This window comes from Rhizobium sp. NPDC092011, from assembly GCF_044756305.1.
Lineage (GTDB): Bacteria > Pseudomonadota > Alphaproteobacteria > Rhizobiales > Rhizobiaceae > Rhizobium.
In genome coordinates, this window is sequence record NZ_JBIVSO010000004.1 from 406952 (window position 1) to 424434 (window position 17483).

A 17483-nucleotide genomic window follows, 5' to 3' on the forward strand; every position below is an offset into this window, starting at 1 on the left:
AGATTCCGGAACAGCCTGAGAACGAATCGGAGACGAATCGCTGACTCAATCACGTTCCCTATTCGTTCACTACTATATGTGGATTTCAATTCATAGAGTCCCACCAGATACTGAATCACAATTTCCCCACCTTCATTCTGGCACGGCGAGTCTCGCAACACGTCCGAAGTCGCCTGCTATCCCGATGCACTTTTGGTTAATCATTTGTAAAATATCGATATTTTCACGAATTCGACCGCCCGGTTAAGATTCGGGCCAAAGCCTGAACGAATCAGCGACGAATCGGCGATTCCAACCGATTCCTCCTTTGTTCTCCACAATATGTGGTGTCTCCCTGCCGAAATCGCACAGGACTCTGAAGGGTTGAAGCCGTGATTCGCACCGAATCCTGGATTGCGATTAACCTTTCAGCGAGCGCAAATATAAAAATCAATTGATACAATCATAAGATGTGCGCATTAACACTTCGATCAAAGCCGGAACGAATCGGCGACGAATCATTGTTTCACCCGCGTATTTCATTTGTTCACGGCTATATATGGTAGCCCCGGATTGATGATATCGCGACATGGAGAATTGCGATCGGCGGTAGGCCGCTCGTAAAGGCGCCGTCGTTAACGATTGAAACGCCCGAACGCTACTTTGCGGCGACTATGGGCGGCACCTATCGGCTGATGCCTCGCCTTTGTTCCCACCCCCGCCTGGGAGCAGAGCCCTGGTCCTGGCGGCTTCGATGTTAACCAAAGCCCAAATGCAGAACGAATCATCGACGAATCGCTGACGTCGCCGTTTTCCCGTTTCGTTCACCACAACCCATTGTATTTTAACTATATTATAACCATAGAGCCAGTTCGCACATCTCGGCCATCACAGCCTATCTGAGGCCGCCCGTTAATATTTTGCTGACCATGGAAACAGTCCGCAGTGAGGATTTTTATTTCTCAGCCGGAACAATTTTCGAGGAAATAAGTTTCTACAGCAGAAATACAGGGAACTCCGGCCGCACTTCCTACGAGTGGATATGGCGGAGACGCTGAGGCATATCGCTAGGTGGCTTAGGCCCCGGGGGACTATTTCCAGCGACGGACATAGAGGAGACATATCATGCTTGGTACGGTATTGCTCATAATACTGATTCTGCTGCTGGTTGGCGCACTTCCTAGCTGGGGTTACAGCCGCGCTTGGGGGTACGGCCCGTCGGGTGGTCTCGGGCTTGTTCTCGTCATTGTCCTTATTCTGCTATTGATGGGGCGGATCTGATCCGCAGATCATTGTTGAAAACCTCGAAACACCAGGGAGCTAACATCATGAAGAAGATCATCGTCGCGATCGCCCTCGTCGGCGCACTGGCGTCGTGCACGTCAACCGAAAAAGGCACGGCCATCGGCGCAGGTACGGGCGCGCTGATCGGCGGCGTTGCCACGCATAGCTGGGGCGGCGCAGCCGTCGGCGCTGTCGCAGGTGGCCTCGTCGGCAACCTCATCGGACAGTCCGAAGATCGTCGCGGCTACTGCATCTATCGCGACCGCTACGGCCGCCGTTACGAAGCTCGTTGCCGCTAACAGCATCGTCACATGACCAACCGCCTGATCGGTCGGTCATGTGATCTTCAGGCTCCCCGCACGCCGGATGCTTGAGACTGAAGTTGCTGAGACAATTCTCTTCCCGCACCGATAGGCTGCGGGGAGAAAGCAGTGTTTTGAGAAGGAACGGCATCATGGCCGCAATTATCGCAAGCATTGCAGCACTGGTATTCGTCGGCACGACCTTCTACGCGCTCGGCAGCGCGGCAAGGGCCCGCGACAAGGAAAAGCGCCGTCCGGCGCTCGAAGCTGTTGTATTGGAATTCAAGCCGCGGGACCGGCGTTCGGCCAACTCAGGCCGGGGATGATTGCCGGGCTAACCCGGCAATCCCGAAGATATAGAGATCACCTTAAGAGAAGAACTGTCCGCCATTGGCGCTGATGGTCGATCCTGTGATGAAGCCGGCATCGTCGCTGGCAAGGAAAACCACGATGCGTGCGATTTCCTCGGGCTCACCCAAACGCCCGACCGGAATCTGCGGAATGATACGCTCGTTCAATACCTTCTCCGGCACGGCAAGCACCATTTCAGTCCCGATATAGCCGGGGCAAATGGCGTTGACGGTGATATTCTTAGCAGCGCCCTCCTGCGCAAGCGCCTTGGTGAAGCCGAGATCGCCTGCTTTAGCGGCCGAATAGTTGGCCTGCCCCATCTGACCCTTCTGACCATTGATCGAGGAAATATTGATGACACGGCCGAAGCTGCGATCGCGCATGCCCTGCCAGACGTGATGGGTCATGTTGAACAGGCCGGTGAGGTTGGTACTGACGACCTCGTGCCATTGCTGCGGCGTCATCTTGTGGAACATCGCGTCGCGGGTGATGCCGGCATTGTTGACCAGGATCTCCACATGGCCGAGATCGTGCTCCACCTTGGCGATGCCTTTGCCGCACGCCTCATAATCAGCCACATCCCACCTGTAGACGGAGATACCCGTGACCTCGTGGAAAGCATGAGCCTTTTCCTGGTTGCCGGCGTAAGTCGCCGCAACCTTGTAACCCGCATTGTGGAGCGCCATTGAAATGGCCGCCCCGATACCGCGCGTTCCACCGGTTACCAATACCACTCTGCTCATGTGCCACTCCCCTTTGTTGCGACGGAGACGTGACAACCGATCGTGAGGTCGCCCGCTCCGCCTCTCTTCACCACTTCTTCCGGAAAATATTACTGGCGAGGCGTCAGAGCGCCTCGAAGCACATGGCGACACCCATGCCGCCGCCGATGCACAGCGTGGCAAGTCCCTTGCGGGCGCCGCGGCGCTTCATTTCGAACAGCAGCGTGTTGAGAACGCGCGCACCGGATGCACCGATCGGATGACCGATGGCGATGGCGCCGCCATTGACGTTGACGATCGACGTATCCCAGCCGAGATCCTTGTTGACCGCGCAGGCCTGGGCGGCAAAGGCTTCGTTGGCCTCGACGAGATCAAGATCGCCGACCGACCAGCCAGCCTTCTCCAGCGCCTTGCGGGATGCCGGAATGGGGCCGGTGCCCATGATCTGCGGATCGACGCCGGCCGTTGCCCAGGAGACGATGCGGGCGAGCGGCTGGATGCCGCGGCGCGAGGCTTCCGCCTCGGTCATCAGCACGGCGGCAGCGGCGCCGTCATTGAGGCCGGAAGCGTTGCCGGCGGTGACTGTGCCTTCCTTGTCGAAGGCCGGACGCAGCTTCACCATGCCGTCCAGCGTGGCGCCATGGCGGATATACTCGTCGGCATCGACGGTTACGTCACCCTTTCGCGTCTGGATGGTGAAGGGAACGATCTCGTCCTTGAAGCGTCCCGCCTTCTGCGCCGCTTCCGCCTTATTCTGCGAGGAAACGGCGAACTGGTCCTGCTCCTCGCGAGAAAGCTGCCACTGACGCGCGACATTCTCGGCCGTGATGCCCATGTGATAACCGTAGAAGGCATCCGTCAGGCCGTCCTTGATCATGGTGTCGATCATCTTCATGTCGCCCATCTTGGTGCCGGCACGAAGATTAGCGGCGTGCGGGGCCATCGACATGGATTCCTGGCCGCCGGCGACGATGATTTTCGCATCGCCGGTCAGGATCTGCTGCATGCCGAGCGCCACGGCGCGCAAGCCCGAGCCGCAAAGCTGGTTGACGCCCCAGGCGGTCGCTTCCTGCGGAATGCCGGCCTTCATGGCAGCCTGCCGGGCAGGGTTCTGCCCTTCGCCGGCCTGCAGCACCTGGCCGAGAATCACTTCGTCGACTTCCTTGGCATCGACGCCTGCGCGTTCCAGCGCGCCCTTGATGGCGGCAGCACCAAGCTCATGAGCGGGAACCGCCGCAAACGCGCCATTGAACGAGCCGACGGCTGTACGGGCCGCGCTGGCGACAACGATGGATGAATTGCTCATGGAAGCCTCCTCACAGGATGAACATATATATGAGGCGAAACTGTCAAAGCTTTGCGTCCGAGTCAAACAGCAAGAATTTCCGGCGCGCAGATTTCATGAAGCCGTCATTGCCCGCAAAAAATCCAATCAAAGGAAAGGGCTTGCCGCATCGCACAAAGCGATTGTCACCAAGCTTCTTTTGCGTCTACACTCAGCGGTGGAGGAGTATTCCATACAATCAGACGGGGCCAGGAGACTGATAATGGCGAAGAATGACGGCCAGATCGTAATCAAGAAATACGCCAATCGCCGCCTATACAATACCGGAACCAGCACCTACGTGACGCTGGACGACCTGGCGGAGATGGTGAAGAAGGGTGAGGAGTTTACTGTCCAGGATGCCAAGAGCGGTGAAGACATCACGCATTCGGTCCTGACTCAGATCATTTTCGAGCAGGAATCAAAGACCGGCAACACTTTGCTGCCGATTTCCTTCCTTCGTCAGCTGATCGGCTATTACGGCGACCAGATGCAAATGGTCGTGCCGAGCTTCCTCGAGCATTCCATGCGCGCCTTCACCGAGCAGCAGACGCAGATGCGCGAACAGATGAACCGCGCCTTCGGCGAGACGCCGCTTAGCAAGAACCTGCAATTGCCGATGCAGATGGTCGAGGAACAAGTTCGTCGAAACACCGAAATATTCCAGCAGGCCATGCAGATGTTCTCGCCCTTCATGAAGCCGCCAGCCAAGGAAACGCGCAAGGCGGAAGCCAAGGACATCGATGAGCTGAAGGAACAGCTGCGCGCCATGCAGAGCAAGCTGGATAGTTTGTGAGATATACGGCGCATCAGTGCGCTTACGGAGAGCTCTTAGCCCCCTCTGTCCCCGACTTGACGTCTCCCAGCAGGGGGGATCGGTAACTCGCAGATCCCTCTCACCTCAAGCAAATGGCGAAGCCATGGAAACTGCGGTTTGTAGGTTTGACGATGGTGGGTAGCATATTTCAGCGATCTCCCTTGCGGGGGGATGCCCTGAAAGCGATAGAGGATTAACGGAGCTTCGGCCTGCAGAGACGCGCGCTTTCACCCGCGGCATGCACAGATCAAACAGAAAAAGGCTGGCGAAACGCCAGCCTTTTTATTCATGCCATCGAGGCAGCGCTTAAATTATGCGCTTTCCTTCGGCGTCAGAACCTGACGACCGCGATACATACCGGTCTTCAGATCGATATGGTGCGGGCGGCGCAGTTCGCCGGAGTTCTTGTCTTCGACATAGGTCGGAGCCTTCAGTGCGTCAGCCGAGCGGCGCATACCGCGCTTGGACGGGCTCGTTTTTCTCTTCGGTACAGCCATTCTCGTTACTCCAATTGGCGGACGAAACATATCCGCGGCCAGCCAGGCGGCCGAAATAGACATGCATCAATTTCGGAATTTGGGCGGGCTTATACATGGCTTACGGGGCTTTGACCAGTCCCTTCCAGCATTTTTTGCCCGGCGCGCCGGAATCCGATCGAATCGGCCTTCAGTCCTCATCTTCCGGAACGATCCAGGTTTCCTTCAGCGCCGCCTCTTCCCATTTCTTCCAGGCAGGCAGCGCCTTCATAACAGCCATATAGGCCCTTGTCTCGGCCGACACGGCGATATCATAGCGTTCGAGGCGGCTGACGACCGGTGCGAACATCGCATCGGCGCCGGAAAAAGCGCCGAACAGGAACGGACCGCCGGAACGGGAGCGGGCTTCGTGCCAGATGGTTTCGATGCGTGCCACATCCTTCATGACCTCGCCGGGCAGATTTGGGCGGCCAACCGGACGACGCATGTTCATCGGGCAATTGCCGCGCAAGGCGCTGAAGCCCGAAACCATCTCCATGCTGTAGGAACGCGCCAGGGACCGCGCCTGCCGATCCCGTGGCAGCAGACCGGCATCGGGGAAGAGTTCGGACACATATTCGATGATGGCGAAAGACTCCCAGACCTTGAAGCCGCCATGGTCCAGCATCGGCACTTTGCCGGTCGGTGAAACCTCGCGGATCTGCGGATTGCCAGCTGGAAAATCGAACGGGATCAACACTTCCTCGAAGGCGATGCCACAACCCTCCAGCGCGACCCATGGCCGAAACGACCAGGAGGAATAATTCTTGTTGCCGATGTAGAGGGTCAGCTTGTCCATGATTCTTGTTTCCTTGTCAGTCCTGGAATTCAAACACGAGGAGCTCCTCGAAATGATTCATGTCCTCGAACGAGCAGAAAGCGGGCGGCCGCAACTCCAGAACGGGCACCTCAGCACGAAGCTTAGCGGCGACCTCGTCCAGCATAGCTTGCCAGCGCGGCAGCGCCTCGTCCACCAGCCGCTCGATGGCATAGGCGAACGTGATGTGGAAAGGGTAGCTTTCGTGGTCGGGATGGCGATAACCGAAAAGATCCGCCAGCGCATTGCGCCAGGCGCGCATCGTCCTGCGGTCCGCCTCCGTTGCCCCGTCGACCAGAAGACCGCTCGGTCGCGCCTTCGTCACCGCCACCTTGAAGGGATCGCGCATGGAAAAGGCCTTCAGGCGCTCGCCCATGATCTCGGTCACCTCGTCGATCGGCGCATCGAGCGCGATATCGGCAGGCCAAAAGGGCCGGCTGCGGCGATATTCGATGATGCCCTGAAACAAGGTCATGTGCAGGCTTGAGACCGGCGTGAAGGCGAATTGTCCGGCCTCCGGCATATCGAGATATTTTTGCCGGGCGGCAACCATCGCACGCTGCGTCTGCGATCCCTCCGTCACATGGCAGACGATCGTATTGCCGGGTTCAGGCTTGAACACGCCGGAACGATCGTAGCGCGTGCCGAGATAGCGCGGCGGCTCCGGATGCAAGCTCTTGGCATATTTGAGCAGCTCGGGAGAAAAAGCGTCGAAATCCATGGGTGCGTCCGATCTTCGTTGGCAGATCATCCGCCCTTACGTCATGGTCAAGAATGCCAGATGACGATCAGGCGATCGAACGACAAGTTCTGATCTCAATCATAAAGACATTTGATGTATGCGTCGGCATTGCGCGCACGGCGCTGGATCAGTGAGGCGAGCTGGCTGAGCCCACGCCCCGGCCTGCTGGCGACCCGATCGATCGGGTTCGGAAGAGAGACGGCAAGAAGCGCCGCCTGGCGGCCCGTCAGCTTGGAAGCCGGCACCTTGAAATGATAGCGCGCCGCCGCTTCGATACCGTAGATGCCAGGGCCCCATTCGGCGATATTGAGGTAGATTTCCATCATCCGCCGCTTCGACCAGATGGTGGAGGCGGAAACCGCCAACGGCAATTCCAGCGTCTTGCGCACGAAGGAGCGGCTGTTCCACAGGAACAGGTTCTTCACCGTCTGCATCGGGATGGTGCTGCCGCCACGCGTGGATTTGCCCCGCATCGTCTCCTGGACGAGCATGCGCATCTCTCCCCAATCGACGCCGCCATGAAAGCAGAACTGCCCATCCTCCGAGACCATGACGGATTTCACCAGCACGGGCGCGATGTTTTCGAGCGGAACCCAGCGGCGATCATATCCCTGGAAAGTTACCGCGTCGCCGATCATCAGCGTCGAGACTGGATGGATGAACGGCAGGACGTAGAACAAGATGAAGAGATAGGGCAGCAAAAACAGGCCGATCACCACGAGGACGATGCGCTGCCAAAGCGGACGGGCACGGAAGCGCGCCAACAAAGAGGACCGTCGCGGCACCTCGGCTTCCTCTTCATTGTCCGTCGATATGTCCAATTGCCTGACGTCCACGGTCGCTCCATCCCGGTGCACTCTCAATGCATCCGGGAAACGCTCTGATGCTGCACTCGTCATACCGTCTACACAAAGCGATGACCAGAGTGCGACGTCATTCCCCACGCCGCTGTTGACAATTCTCGTTGCCAGCAATCGCCTCTCATGCCAAACAGCCGCCATGGACAGCACCCACCCTTCATTCGAGCACCTCCTCAAGGAAAACTCCGGCAAGATCGAAGCCCTCCTCAGCCGGCTTTTGGCCGATGCCAGCCTCGATGACGAGATCGTTCGCCCCGCGCGCTTGCTAAAAGCGATGCGCCACGGCGTGCTGAATGGCGGCAAGCGCCTGAGGCCGTTTCTGGTGATGGAATCCGCTGCACTTCTCGGCGGGGACGCGGATGCGGCGCTCAGGATTGGTGCGGCGCTCGAATGCGTGCATTGCTATTCGCTCGTTCACGACGACCTGCCGGCCATGGACGACGACGACCTGCGCCGCGGCCAGCCGACCGTGCACATCGCCTATGATTATGCCACGGCGATCCTGGCGGGCGACAGCCTGCTGACCTACGCCTTCGACATCATAGCAGCCCCGGAAACGAATTTGCCCGCTGAGCGGAAAATGGCGCTGGTGCTGGCGCTGTCACGCGCAGCCGGGATCGGCGGCATGGCCGGCGGTCAGGCGCTCGATCTCGCCGCAGAAAAGGAAACGCCCGACGAACGCGGCATCACGACGCTGCAGGCGATGAAGACCGGCGCGCTCATTCGCTTTGCCTGCGAAGCCGGCGCCATCATCGCAGGCGCTTCCATCGAAGACCGAAAGCGCCTTCGCACCTTCGGCGAAAAGATCGGCCTCGCCTTCCAGTTGGCGGACGACTTGCTGGACCTCACCGCTGACGCCGCCACCATGGGCAAGGCGACGGGCAAGGATGCCGCGCGCGGCAAGGGGACGCTGGTCGGCCTGCATGGTCAGGAATGGGCTGAAGCCACCGTTTCCAGACTGGTCAGCGAAGCCGGCGACTTGCTATCCCCCTATGGCGACAAGGCAGCCATTCTGGCCGAGACGGCCCGCTTCGTGGCGAACCGCAGGAGCTGAGCTCCTCTCCCATCATCTTGCCCGGTCACAGGCCAGCCAAACTCGGCGAATGTCACCATGACAAGAATCCGGCTGCCGGAGGGTGATTTTCGCCGGGTTCTGTGACAAATTCCGCATCCGAATTGACCTTTGGACGCGAAATTCTTCGCGTCGGCCGATCTCCCGGGATGCCCACCATGCGCGAAGCGCTTGCCTATCTGCCGCAGATCCTGCCGGCCTACCTCGCCTACATCATTGCCGTCGTCAGTCCAGGCCCGGCCATCATGGCCATCATCGGCACGTCGATGACACACGGCCGCAAGGCGGGCATGACCCTCTCGCTCGGCATTTTTGGGGGATCGCTGACATGGGCGATTGCCGCTGGCGCCGGGCTTGCCACTCTGCTGCAGACCTACGCCGTCGCGCTGGAATTGCTGAAGATCTTCGGCGGCCTCTATCTGCTTTATCTCGCCTACAAGGCGTTTCGCGCCGTCCGTGCAAATGGAGAACTGACGACCTCTGCAGAGGGGCCGAAAACACCCAGCTTCAAATCCCTGATTCTACGCGGCTACGGCATCCACGTCACCAACCCGAAGGCGATCTTCGCCTGGCTCGCCATCATCGCGCTCGGCATGCCTCAAGGTGCGCCAGCCTCCGTCGCGGCGCTGATCATCGCCGTGTGCTGCAGCACCGGTTTCGTGATCTTCATGGGCTATGCGATCCTGTTTTCGACATCGCATGCCCTCAAGGTCTACCGCAATGCGCGTCGCTGGATCGAGGGGGTCATGGCCGGCTTCTATTGCTTTGCTGGCATCAAGCTCCTGACCAGCAATATCTGAAGCCATTCCGGAAAAGCCGCGTAGCGGCTTTCCGATCAAACCATTTGAAAGCAAACTGATAGCACGGCCGCAGCGGCGGATCACTCCGCCGCGACGTCCTTCCGGCCGAAGCGCTTCTCGATATAGTCGGCAACAAGCGCCTCGAAATCGGAGGCGATGTTCGGGCCGCGCAGCGTCATGGCCTTCTGGCCATCGATGAAGACGGGAGCAGCCGGCGTTTCGCCGGTGCCGGGCAGCGATATGCCGATATCGGCATGCTTGCTTTCGCCGGGACCGTTGACGATGCAGCCCATGACAGCGACGTTGAGCGCTTCCACGCCCGGATACTTCTCACGCCAGATCGGCATGTTCTTGCGGATATCGTTCTGGATGTTCTGCGCCAGTTCCTGGAAGACCGTCGACGTCGTGCGGCCGCAGCCGGGACAAGCCGCGACGACGGGAATAAACTGGCGGAAGCCCATGACCTGCAGCAGCTCCTGCGCCACCTGCACTTCACGGGTACGGTCGCCATTCGGCTCCGGTGTGAGCGAAACGCGGATCGTGTCGCCGATGCCGTGCTGCAGCACATAACCCATGGCCGCGGACGAAGCGACGATACCCTTGGAGCCCATGCCGGCTTCGGTGAGGCCGAGATGCAACGCATGGTCGGAGCGCTCGGACAGCATGGAATAAACGGCGATCAGATCCTGCACCTGGCTGACCTTGGCCGACAGGATGATGCGGTTGCGCGGCAGGCCGATTTCCTCGGCAAGATCGGCGGAGATCAGCGCCGATTGCACGATCGTCTCGCGCGTCACCTGCCGGGCCGACAGTGGCGAGCCCTCGGCGGCATTCTTGTCCATCAGCGCAGTCAGGAGGTCCTGATCGAGCGAACCCCAGTTGACGCCGATGCGCACCGGCTTGTCGTAGCGGATCGCCATCTCGATGATCTCGGCGAACTGCTTGTCCTTCTTGTCCTTGAAGCCGACATTGCCGGGATTGATGCGGTATTTCGCCAGCGCCTCTGCGCAGGCCGGATGATCGGCAAGCAATTTGTGGCCGATATAATGGAAATCGCCGATCAGCGGCACATCCATGCCGAGACGCAGCAGCCGCTCGCGAATTTTCGGTACGGCGGCAGCGCTTTCATCACGATCGACGGTGATGCGCACCAGCTCCGAACCGGATTTGAACAGAGCCGCCACCTGCGCCACGGTCGAGTCGATATCGGCCGTGTCTGTATTGGTCATGGACTGTACGACGACAGGGGCACCGCCGCCGACGATCACGCCGCCGACATCGACGGCAACGGAGGAACGGCGCGGTTTCGGGTCGAAATCGGTGGCGGACGACATGGAAAGCTCTCGCAGGCCTTTGAAACGGGTGCCTTTCAGGTGGATCACGAAGCGGTCGTTGTCAACCGCTCCGGACATCTCTTTTGATCGGCCGGGATCCACCGGTTACCGAGCAAAAGCGACGAAATTAATGCTTGGCATCTCCAATGCCGTCAGCGTAGCGCGCCAGCGACGATAGCGCCAGCACGACCAGCAGCAGCGCTGGCAGTGCCATCAGCACCGGCGAGAAGCCGATATGTTCGGCGGCAAAGCCGATGGCCGAAGGTGCAACCAGCATGCCGGAATAGCCGAGCGTGGTGACGACGGAGATACCGATGCCCGGCTGCAGGCCGGGAATATTGCCGGCGGCAGAAAAAGCAATCGGCACCATGTTGGAAATGCCGATGCCGCAGAGCGCAAAGCCGAGGATGGCGAGTTCGGCGCTCGGCGCCAGCGCCGCCGTCAGCATGCCGACGATGGCAAAGACCGTGCAGACACGCAGCGTCCTGATGGCGCCGAGCCAATCGCGCACGAAATCGCCGGCAAAGCGCATGGTCGCCATTGTGGCCGAGAAGGCGGCGAAGCCGAAGCCCGAGAGCGCCACCGACGCGCCTTTTTCCTGACTGAGATAGAGCGCGCTCCAATCGAGGACGGCGCCTTCCGGCACCATGCAGAACAGTGCGACGATACCGAGCAGCCAGGGCAGCGGGATCATCGGCAGCTTTGCCTTCGGCTTGGCCTCGTCATGATGCGGCTGATCGCTGAGAACCATCGGCCACGCGACCATCAGGAACAGGGCGGCGATGACGGTCGAGGCTTCGGCATGGCCGAGAACGCCCCAACGCGAAATCAACAGACCGCCGATCGCCGAGCCGAGCAGGCCGCCAAGGCTCCAAAAGGCATGACACGAGGACATGATCGCCCGGCGCATGGATTTTTCGACGGAGACGGCGTTGGCATTCATCGCCACATCCATGGCGCCGATGAAGCCGCCGAAAAGGAAAAGCGAAATCGCGGCTGTCCAGACATTCGGCGCAAGCGTCAGAGCCAGGATCATCGGCAGCGTCAACACGGCGAGGACCTTGACGACGATGTGCGAACCGCGCACGGCGATCTGCGCGCCGGCAAGCGGCATCATGGTCAACGACCCGACGCCGAAGACCAGGATCATCAGGCCAAGCTCGAATTTCGACAGTTGCAGGCGCTCGGCGAACTCCGGAATCTTCGGCGCCCAGCAGCCAACGATGAAGCCGTTCAACAGGAACATCAACGAAACGGCCGCACGCGGTTTTGTGAAAAATCCGCTTCGCCGGGCCTCCAGACCCTCCAATCTCGTCATGTCATCCATAAGAATTCCTCCAAATCGGTGCCGCAGTCTATTTAAATCGATTGAAATCTCAACGATCGAAAAGAGCCGCACCGGTCACATTTCGTCTCCCTCTGTTAAAGCGGAGGCAAAGACGTCACAACCTCAAATAAATAATTCATATGCGTACGGCATTGGCAAAAAGCGCTATTGACGGCGAAAAAGTAGGCTCCTATCGATTGAAGTCTGAAAGATTCTTCAGCCGACCTGCCGTCGGCTATCCGTTGGTGCTCCCCCGTGAAAAATCCCATCAGCTACGGCATCCTTCTTACGGTGTTTGCCTACATGCTGTTCACCGCTCACGATTCGGCGGTGAAGCTGCTCGTCTCCTCCATCCCGGTCTGGCAGGTCCTGTTCATCCGGAGCTGCACCATCCTTGCAGGCTGCTTCGTTTTCGAGGGCCCTTCCCTCGTTCACAAGGTAGCGCGTTCGCCGATCATCAAGCCGATGATCCTGCGCAGCATCATCATCCTGATCGCCTGGATCTCCTATTATACGGCAGCCTCCTACCTGCAGCTCGCCGAAGTGACGACCCTTTATTACGCCGCGCCGATCGTCGGCACCATTCTCGCCACCATCGTGCTGCGCGAAAAGGTCACCTTCGCCCGCTGGATGGCCGTCGGCGTCGGCTTCTGCGGCGTGGTGATTGCCTCTAATCCTGTTGGGTTGTCGATCTCCTGGCCGGTCTATCTGGCGCTGCAGGCGGCTGTCCTTTGGGCAAGTGGCATGGTGCTCCTGCGTAAGACCGCGCTGCACGAGAAGAGCCACATCCAGATGGCCGTCTCCAACATCCTGTTCATCATCCTGACCGCCGGCATGGCCATTGCCTACTGGCACACCCCGACGCCGTTCCAGATCGTCCTGCTCGCGCTCACCGGCATCGTCGCCGGCGCCGGCCAGCTCGCGCTGTTCGAGGGCATGCGCCAGGCGCCCGTCTCGGTACTGGCGCCGTTCGAATATACGTCGCTCGTCTGGGCCTTCCTGCTCGGTTACGTGATCTGGGGCGACATCCCCGGCAGCAACACCTTCATCGGCGCCATTCTGATTCTCAGTGCAGGCCTGATCATCATCGTCAGCGAACGGATGAAGCGGCGCACGGCTGCGGCTTGAGGGGCCAAAGGGCAAATTCTAAAGTGCGCAGCCGTCTTTCAGACAGGCCTTTCGCGCTTTAGGCCCTTGATACCGCGCATGTCGGTACCGCAAAACCGCTCCACGCTTTTGCGCAACATGCTTTATCGCTAAAGGTGTCGTCGGCAGATTTTCGCGGCAAGGTATGATATAGCCCGCCGTGGTGCCGGGCCTTCACATCCGTGGGTGATGATTGAGATAGATGATGATCGACAAATCCTTCTCCTGGCCTCGCGAACCGATTGCCATTGTCGCGATCGGCGATTCCGGCGAAGCGCTTCTGTTAAGGGCCATTCTCGAAAGCCTCGGTGCGGCGGTCCTCCTGCACTTGCCGGGAACGCCAGCCGATGTTCTGAAATGCCTGGATCAAGGATCGGTCGCGCCGGAATACATTATCCTATCCGGCCACGGCGATGAAACAGGCTTCGTCCTTGGGGAATTCGTCGAAGACATCGACACGTCAGCCCTCGCCAAAGGAAGTTTGCCCGCGGCCAATCTCACGAACCGGGTCAATCTGCCGAGCAAAGTCGTTCTGAGTACGGCTTGCCTGACGGGCAGCGAAGCCTTTGCACAGGCATTTCTTTCCGGCGGCGTACGTGCCTACATCGCTCCCGCCGAATACCCGGATGGCGCTGCCATCCCGCTCTTCGTACACGGCTTTTTCTATCACCTCCTTCAAAAGCAGGCCCCTTTGGAGGAGGCGCTCAAGCTGGCGAGCGCTTTCGACGAGGCGGAATTGGCGATTACCCTTTTCAAAGGGACAAGCGGCGAAGCCTCCGCGGGATCGTAAGCAGCTTGCCTCGATCACATCGCCGCGACGACCTCGTTCCATTCAGCCCTGAGCATTCCCATGATCGCGGTATCCCATCGCTCCTCGCCGACCTTTGCGGACGATCGCCTCACGCCTTCGCTGACAAAGCCGAGTTTCGCATAGGTGCGTATCGCAGGCTCGTTCCAGGTATAGACATTGAGCTCTACCCGCTCGATTACGTCTTCCGAAAAAGCCCTGGCCAGAACCAACTTCAGCATTGGGGCGGCATGTCCCTTGCCGCGCATGGCAGGCGCCAGGACGACCCTTGCTATCCGCGCCACCCCGTTTTCCCAATCATAGACCAGCTGAACATGGCCGACCGGGCTTAAACTTTCGTCTTCGGCCATCCAGCAGCGCCGCTCTGGACGGTCACCGTGGCCCGCCTGAAGCAGAGGGGTAAGCTGCGAAGCGTCAAGCGGATGGCTGAAACCCGGACCGCCCCACTGAGCCAACTCCCTCTCATTGTCGAACCAGGTAGACAGAACTGCGAAATGCTCAGTCGAAAAGGGTTTTAGCGATAGCATAATAAGTGTTTCCAAGGGCGGATCGTATTGTAGTCCAGCTGTTTGCCGCGGCTCGAACGATAACGAACCGCACCGCACTTAAAACCACTCAACGTCCTCTTTGAGAAAAATATTCGCATTTGCCGCATTCTTTCGCAGTTTTCTACGCTTTCTCGATGCGGTATTTCTGCGATGTATGCCGCATTGATTGAAACCGCTCTCAAGAAACGGAAGAAAACGATGAACTGGTTGAAGACTGTTGCCGCCGCCGCCCTCGTGCAGGCCGCGCTTCTCGTGCCCGCCCATGCCGGCGACAATCTCAAGGCGATCCAGGCTGCCGGTGTGCTGAAGGTTGGCACGGAAGGCACCTATGCGCCCTTCACCTATCATGACGAGAGCGGCAAGCTCACCGGCTTCGATGTCGAGATCGCCGAAGCCATTGCCGGGAAGCTCGGCGTCAAGGCGCAGTTCCTGGAAGGCAAGTGGGACGGCCTGATCGCCGGCCTCGACGCCAACCGCTACGACACCGTCATCAACGAAGTCGGCGTCACCGATGCCCGCAAGAAGAAGTATGATTTCTCCGATCCCTACATCGCCTCCAAGGCCGTGCTGATCGTCAAGGAAAGCAACACCGACATCAAGGATTTCCCCGATCTCAAGGGCAAGAAGTCCGCTCAGTCGCTGACAAGCAACTTCGGCAAGCTCGCCACCGAGTCCGGCGCAGAACTCGTCGGCACCGACGGCTTCGACCAGTCGATCCAGCTCGTGCTGACCGGCCGCGCCGATGCCACGATCAACGACAGCCTCTCCTTCCTCGACTTCAAGAAGCACAAGCCGGATGCGCCGGTGAAGATCGTTGCCCAGCAGGCCAATGCCGATTTCTCCGCCGCCATCATCCGCAAGGGTGAGCCGGAACTGCAGGCTGCCATCAACAAGGCACTGGCCGACATCAAGGCCGACGGCACCTATGCCAAGATCTCGGAGAAATACTTCGGACAGGACGTTTCGAAGTAAGGGGAATAGGCAGAAACGCTAAATTGTGAAAAAGATGCGTCCGGGGACATCTCCGGACGCATTCTCTTATGGAAAGGTCGCTTCTGCGTGGAGCACTGGTTGCAACTGATGTGGGAGTCTTTGGGCACGCTGCTTTGGGCGGGGCTCGTCTTCACCATCCCACTCACCCTGATCACCTTCGTTCTCGGGCTGCTGCTCGGTCTTGTCACTGCCGTGACGAGGCTGTTCGGGCCGCCGCCGCTTGTCGCTGTTGCACGTTTCTACGTCTGGGTGATCCGCGGCACACCGCTTCTGGTGCAGCTCTTCGTCATCTTCTACGGCCTGCCGAGCCTCGGCATACTGCTCGATGCCTTCCCGGCCGCGGTGATCGGCTTCACGCTCAGCGTCGGCGCCTATACGTCGGAAATCATTCGCGCCGTCATCTCCTCCGTGCCGAAGGGCCAGTGGGAAGCCGCCTATTCCATCGGCATGAACTGGCGCCAGGCCATGAGCCGCACGATCCTGCCGCAGGCAGCCCGTGTTGCCGTGCCGCCGCTGTCGAACACCTTTATCTCGCTGGTCAAGGATACCTCGCTTGCCGCAGCCATCACCGTGCCGGAATTGTTTCAGGCGGCACAGCGCATCGTGGCGACGACCTATGAACCGCTGATCCTCTACATCGAGGCCGCCATTATCTATCTGGTGCTCAGCACTTTCCTCTCGACGCTGCAGGGCTATCTCGAACGCCATTTCTCCCGCTCCGGCGGCACGCTGGAGGCGCAGGCATGATCGAACTCCAGCACATCGAAAAGCGCTTCGGCGAGAACGTCATCCTCAAGGATATCAGCCTCGTCATTCCCGAAGGTACGGTAACGGCGCTTGTCGGCCCGTCCGGGGGTGGCAAGAGCACGCTCCTGCGCTGCATCAACCTGCTGGAGATCCCGACGGCGGGCACGATCCGCATCGGCGACGAGACGGCCACCTTCCAGCCGGGCAAGAAACCCGCCTGGCAGGAGATCCAGAAGATCCGCCGGCAGACCGGCATGGTCTTCCAGAATTTCCAGCTCTTTCCGCATCAGACCGCCATCGGCAATGTCATGGAGGGCCTGACGACCGTGCTGCGCTGGCCGGCCGACAAGGCGCGCGCGCGCGCCGTAGAACTGCTGACCAAGGTCGGCATGGCCCACAAGATGGATGCCTGGCCTTCAACGCTCTCCGGGGGTCAGCAGCAGCGCGTGGCGATCGCCCGCGCACTTGCTCCCTCGCCACGCGTCCTGCTTTGCGACGAGCCGACCTCGGCGCTCGATCCGGAACTGGCGGCGGAAGTGGTCGATGTCCTTGGCAAGCTTGCAAAAGAAGGCACGACCATGGTGATGGCAACGCACGACCTGCGGCTTGCATCGAAGATCGCCAACAACGTGGTCTTTCTCGAAGCAGGCAACATCGTCGAGACAGGCTCCTCCCGCAACATCTTCGGCGCCCCGGCGCAGGAGCGGACCAAGCAATTCATCTCGACGCTCAACGCCGGACACAGCTACGACATTTGAGGCTTGCAAACGCAGCACTCGCTTCGGCCGACTGGCCGCGCATTGACCATGCGCGGCTTTCCGTTTAGCTCTTGTGCCATGAACACGACATTGGTTCTCGTAGTGGTAGGAAGGCGCATGGGCAGGATGGTGTAACCATCCGGCGAAAGCACCCATGCGCGGTAAGCAGGCTCCTGACGGGGCCTTTTTTATTGCCCGAAATCCGGGTGGCCCCTCGTCAGATTTCCCTCGACTTTC

At 59.5% G+C, this 17483-nt stretch carries 20 protein-coding genes; 11 read left to right on the plus strand and 9 right to left on the minus strand.

Annotated features, from left to right (window positions below; translation table 11 throughout):
* Nucleotides 1-1104 precede the first annotated feature (1104 nt).
* The 3 genes from ACIQJ2_RS20195 to ACIQJ2_RS20205 all read left to right on the plus strand — a co-directional run bounded on the left by ACIQJ2_RS20195 (nucleotide 1105) and on the right by ACIQJ2_RS20205 (nucleotide 1891).
* The gene (locus ACIQJ2_RS20195) at nucleotides 1105-1260 is read left to right on the plus strand and encodes a DUF3309 family protein (RefSeq protein ID WP_120666106.1); all 156 of its coding nucleotides are present in this window, start codon (nucleotides 1105-1107) and stop codon (nucleotides 1258-1260) included.
* A gap of 44 nt (nucleotides 1261-1304) precedes the next feature.
* Nucleotides 1305-1562 carry a YMGG-like glycine zipper-containing protein gene (locus tag ACIQJ2_RS20200; RefSeq protein ID WP_199088468.1) on the plus strand — a complete coding sequence of 86 codons (258 nt, stop codon included), beginning with the start codon at nucleotides 1305-1307 and terminating at the stop codon, nucleotides 1560-1562.
* Between the two features lie 155 nt (nucleotides 1563-1717).
* Entirely contained in the window at nucleotides 1718-1891 is a 174-nt protein-coding gene (locus tag ACIQJ2_RS20205) for a hypothetical protein (protein ID WP_199146408.1), read from the plus strand.
* Nucleotides 1892-1933: 42 nt separating this feature from the next.
* Here ACIQJ2_RS20205 and phbB read toward each other — a convergent pair whose 3' ends face one another.
* On the minus strand, nucleotides 1934-2659 hold the full coding sequence (gene phbB, locus ACIQJ2_RS20210) for an acetoacetyl-CoA reductase (RefSeq protein WP_400670904.1): 726 nt from the start codon (nucleotides 2657-2659) through the stop codon (nucleotides 1934-1936).
* Between the two features lie 103 nt (nucleotides 2660-2762).
* Nucleotides 2763-3944 carry an acetyl-CoA C-acetyltransferase gene (locus tag ACIQJ2_RS20215; RefSeq protein ID WP_400670907.1) on the minus strand — a complete coding sequence of 394 codons (1182 nt, stop codon included), beginning with the start codon at nucleotides 3942-3944 and terminating at the stop codon, nucleotides 2763-2765.
* Nucleotides 3945-4185: 241 nt separating this feature from the next.
* On the opposite strand from ACIQJ2_RS20215, the gene phaR reads away from it, so the two are divergent.
* Complete coding sequence (gene phaR, locus ACIQJ2_RS20220) at nucleotides 4186-4758, plus strand: polyhydroxyalkanoate synthesis repressor PhaR (RefSeq protein ID WP_199096913.1); 573 nt, start codon at nucleotides 4186-4188, stop codon at nucleotides 4756-4758.
* 332 nt (nucleotides 4759-5090) lie between these two features.
* Here phaR and rpmF read toward each other — a convergent pair whose 3' ends face one another.
* The 4 genes from rpmF to mtgA all read right to left on the minus strand — a co-directional run bounded on the left by rpmF (nucleotide 5091) and on the right by mtgA (nucleotide 7752).
* Nucleotides 5091-5276 (minus strand): 50S ribosomal protein L32, encoded by a 186-nt coding sequence (gene rpmF, locus ACIQJ2_RS20225; RefSeq protein ID WP_003543812.1) that lies wholly within the window; start codon nucleotides 5274-5276, stop codon nucleotides 5091-5093.
* Between the two features lie 169 nt (nucleotides 5277-5445).
* Nucleotides 5446-6093 (minus strand): glutathione S-transferase family protein, encoded by a 648-nt coding sequence (locus ACIQJ2_RS20230; protein WP_199146405.1) that lies wholly within the window; start codon nucleotides 6091-6093, stop codon nucleotides 5446-5448.
* Between the two features lie 16 nt (nucleotides 6094-6109).
* Nucleotides 6110-6832, minus strand: a complete 723-nt coding sequence (locus ACIQJ2_RS20235) for a DUF1868 domain-containing protein (RefSeq protein WP_400670933.1) — start codon at nucleotides 6830-6832, stop codon at nucleotides 6110-6112.
* Nucleotides 6833-6927: 95 nt separating this feature from the next.
* Nucleotides 6928-7752, minus strand: coding sequence for a monofunctional biosynthetic peptidoglycan transglycosylase (mtgA, locus tag ACIQJ2_RS20240; RefSeq protein WP_400671263.1), 825 nt, complete (start codon nucleotides 7750-7752; stop codon nucleotides 6928-6930).
* 100 nt (nucleotides 7753-7852) lie between these two features.
* Here mtgA and ACIQJ2_RS20245 point away from each other — a divergent pair, with 100 nt between their 5' ends.
* Both ACIQJ2_RS20245 and ACIQJ2_RS20250 read left to right on the plus strand, forming a co-directional pair.
* Nucleotides 7853-8767: a polyprenyl synthetase family protein gene (locus tag ACIQJ2_RS20245; RefSeq protein ID WP_400670936.1), complete on the plus strand. Its 915-nt coding sequence runs from the start codon at nucleotides 7853-7855 to the stop codon at nucleotides 8765-8767.
* A gap of 176 nt (nucleotides 8768-8943) precedes the next feature.
* A complete protein-coding gene (locus ACIQJ2_RS20250) occupies nucleotides 8944-9585 on the plus strand; it encodes a LysE family translocator (RefSeq protein WP_400670939.1) in 642 nt (213 codons plus the stop codon).
* 80 nt (nucleotides 9586-9665) lie between these two features.
* On the opposite strand, the gene ispG is transcribed toward ACIQJ2_RS20250, so the two are convergent.
* Together ispG and ACIQJ2_RS20260 are read right to left on the minus strand one after the other, a co-directional pair.
* On the minus strand, nucleotides 9666-10919 hold the full coding sequence (gene ispG, locus ACIQJ2_RS20255) for a flavodoxin-dependent (E)-4-hydroxy-3-methylbut-2-enyl-diphosphate synthase (RefSeq protein ID WP_199151552.1): 1254 nt from the start codon (nucleotides 10917-10919) through the stop codon (nucleotides 9666-9668).
* Nucleotides 10920-11046: 127 nt separating this feature from the next.
* Nucleotides 11047-12246: an MFS transporter gene (locus tag ACIQJ2_RS20260; RefSeq protein WP_400670942.1), complete on the minus strand. Its 1200-nt coding sequence runs from the start codon at nucleotides 12244-12246 to the stop codon at nucleotides 11047-11049.
* A 255-nt stretch (nucleotides 12247-12501) separates the two neighbouring features.
* Between ACIQJ2_RS20260 and ACIQJ2_RS20265 the strand changes: the two genes are divergently transcribed.
* Together ACIQJ2_RS20265 and ACIQJ2_RS20270 are read left to right on the plus strand one after the other, a co-directional pair.
* Nucleotides 12502-13374 carry a DMT family transporter gene (locus tag ACIQJ2_RS20265; protein WP_400670945.1) on the plus strand — a complete coding sequence of 291 codons (873 nt, stop codon included), beginning with the start codon at nucleotides 12502-12504 and terminating at the stop codon, nucleotides 13372-13374.
* 220 nt (nucleotides 13375-13594) lie between these two features.
* Nucleotides 13595-14182: a hypothetical protein gene (locus tag ACIQJ2_RS20270; protein ID WP_400670947.1), complete on the plus strand. Its 588-nt coding sequence runs from the start codon at nucleotides 13595-13597 to the stop codon at nucleotides 14180-14182.
* Nucleotides 14183-14196: 14 nt separating this feature from the next.
* Here ACIQJ2_RS20270 and ACIQJ2_RS20275 read toward each other — a convergent pair whose 3' ends face one another.
* A complete protein-coding gene (locus ACIQJ2_RS20275; protein ID WP_400670950.1) occupies nucleotides 14197-14727 on the minus strand; it encodes a GNAT family N-acetyltransferase in 531 nt (176 codons plus the stop codon).
* A gap of 219 nt (nucleotides 14728-14946) precedes the next feature.
* Between ACIQJ2_RS20275 and ACIQJ2_RS20280 the strand changes: the two genes are divergently transcribed.
* From ACIQJ2_RS20280 to ACIQJ2_RS20290, 3 genes are all read left to right on the plus strand, one after another.
* Nucleotides 14947-15720, plus strand: coding sequence for an amino acid ABC transporter substrate-binding protein (locus ACIQJ2_RS20280; protein ID WP_400670952.1), 774 nt, complete (start codon nucleotides 14947-14949; stop codon nucleotides 15718-15720).
* A gap of 87 nt (nucleotides 15721-15807) precedes the next feature.
* Entirely contained in the window at nucleotides 15808-16488 is a 681-nt protein-coding gene (locus ACIQJ2_RS20285; protein WP_199151596.1) for an amino acid ABC transporter permease, read from the plus strand.
* Complete coding sequence (locus tag ACIQJ2_RS20290; RefSeq protein WP_400670954.1) at nucleotides 16485-17246, plus strand: amino acid ABC transporter ATP-binding protein; 762 nt, start codon at nucleotides 16485-16487, stop codon at nucleotides 17244-17246. Before ACIQJ2_RS20285 ends, ACIQJ2_RS20290 begins: the two co-directional genes overlap by 4 nt.
* The last annotated feature ends 237 nt before the right edge of the window (nucleotides 17247-17483 follow it).

Bases quoted from the DNA above. Each gene is read 5' to 3' on its own strand.
- ACIQJ2_RS20270 (WP_400670947.1), top strand. From the start codon at position 13,595: ATGATGATCGACAAATCCTTCTCCTGGCCTCGCGAACCGATTGCCATT.
- ACIQJ2_RS20205 (WP_199146408.1), top strand. From the start codon at position 1,718: ATGGCCGCAATTATCGCAAGCATTGCAGCACTGGTATTCGTCGGCACG.
- ACIQJ2_RS20230 (WP_199146405.1), bottom strand. From the start codon at position 6,093: ATGGACAAGCTGACCCTCTACATCGGCAACAAGAATTATTCCTCCTGG.
- rpmF (WP_003543812.1), bottom strand. From the start codon at position 5,276: ATGGCTGTACCGAAGAGAAAAACGAGCCCGTCCAAGCGCGGTATGCGC.
- ACIQJ2_RS20245 (WP_400670936.1), top strand. From the start codon at position 7,853: ATGGACAGCACCCACCCTTCATTCGAGCACCTCCTCAAGGAAAACTCC.
- ACIQJ2_RS20250 (WP_400670939.1), top strand. From the start codon at position 8,944: ATGCGCGAAGCGCTTGCCTATCTGCCGCAGATCCTGCCGGCCTACCTC.
- ACIQJ2_RS20195 (WP_120666106.1), top strand. From the start codon at position 1,105: ATGCTTGGTACGGTATTGCTCATAATACTGATTCTGCTGCTGGTTGGC.
- phbB (WP_400670904.1), bottom strand. From the start codon at position 2,659: ATGAGCAGAGTGGTATTGGTAACCGGTGGAACGCGCGGTATCGGGGCG.
- ACIQJ2_RS20290 (WP_400670954.1), top strand. From the start codon at position 16,485: ATGATCGAACTCCAGCACATCGAAAAGCGCTTCGGCGAGAACGTCATC.
- ispG (WP_199151552.1), bottom strand. From the start codon at position 10,919: ATGTCGTCCGCCACCGATTTCGACCCGAAACCGCGCCGTTCCTCCGTT.
- ACIQJ2_RS20235 (WP_400670933.1), bottom strand. From the start codon at position 6,832: ATGGATTTCGACGCTTTTTCTCCCGAGCTGCTCAAATATGCCAAGAGC.
- ACIQJ2_RS20275 (WP_400670950.1), bottom strand. From the start codon at position 14,727: ATGCTATCGCTAAAACCCTTTTCGACTGAGCATTTCGCAGTTCTGTCT.
- ACIQJ2_RS20280 (WP_400670952.1), top strand. From the start codon at position 14,947: ATGAACTGGTTGAAGACTGTTGCCGCCGCCGCCCTCGTGCAGGCCGCG.
- phaR (WP_199096913.1), top strand. From the start codon at position 4,186: ATGGCGAAGAATGACGGCCAGATCGTAATCAAGAAATACGCCAATCGC.
- mtgA (WP_400671263.1), bottom strand. From the start codon at position 7,752: ATGACGAGTGCAGCATCAGAGCGTTTCCCGGATGCATTGAGAGTGCAC.
- ACIQJ2_RS20215 (WP_400670907.1), bottom strand. From the start codon at position 3,944: ATGAGCAATTCATCCATCGTTGTCGCCAGCGCGGCCCGTACAGCCGTC.
- ACIQJ2_RS20260 (WP_400670942.1), bottom strand. From the start codon at position 12,246: ATGGATGACATGACGAGATTGGAGGGTCTGGAGGCCCGGCGAAGCGGA.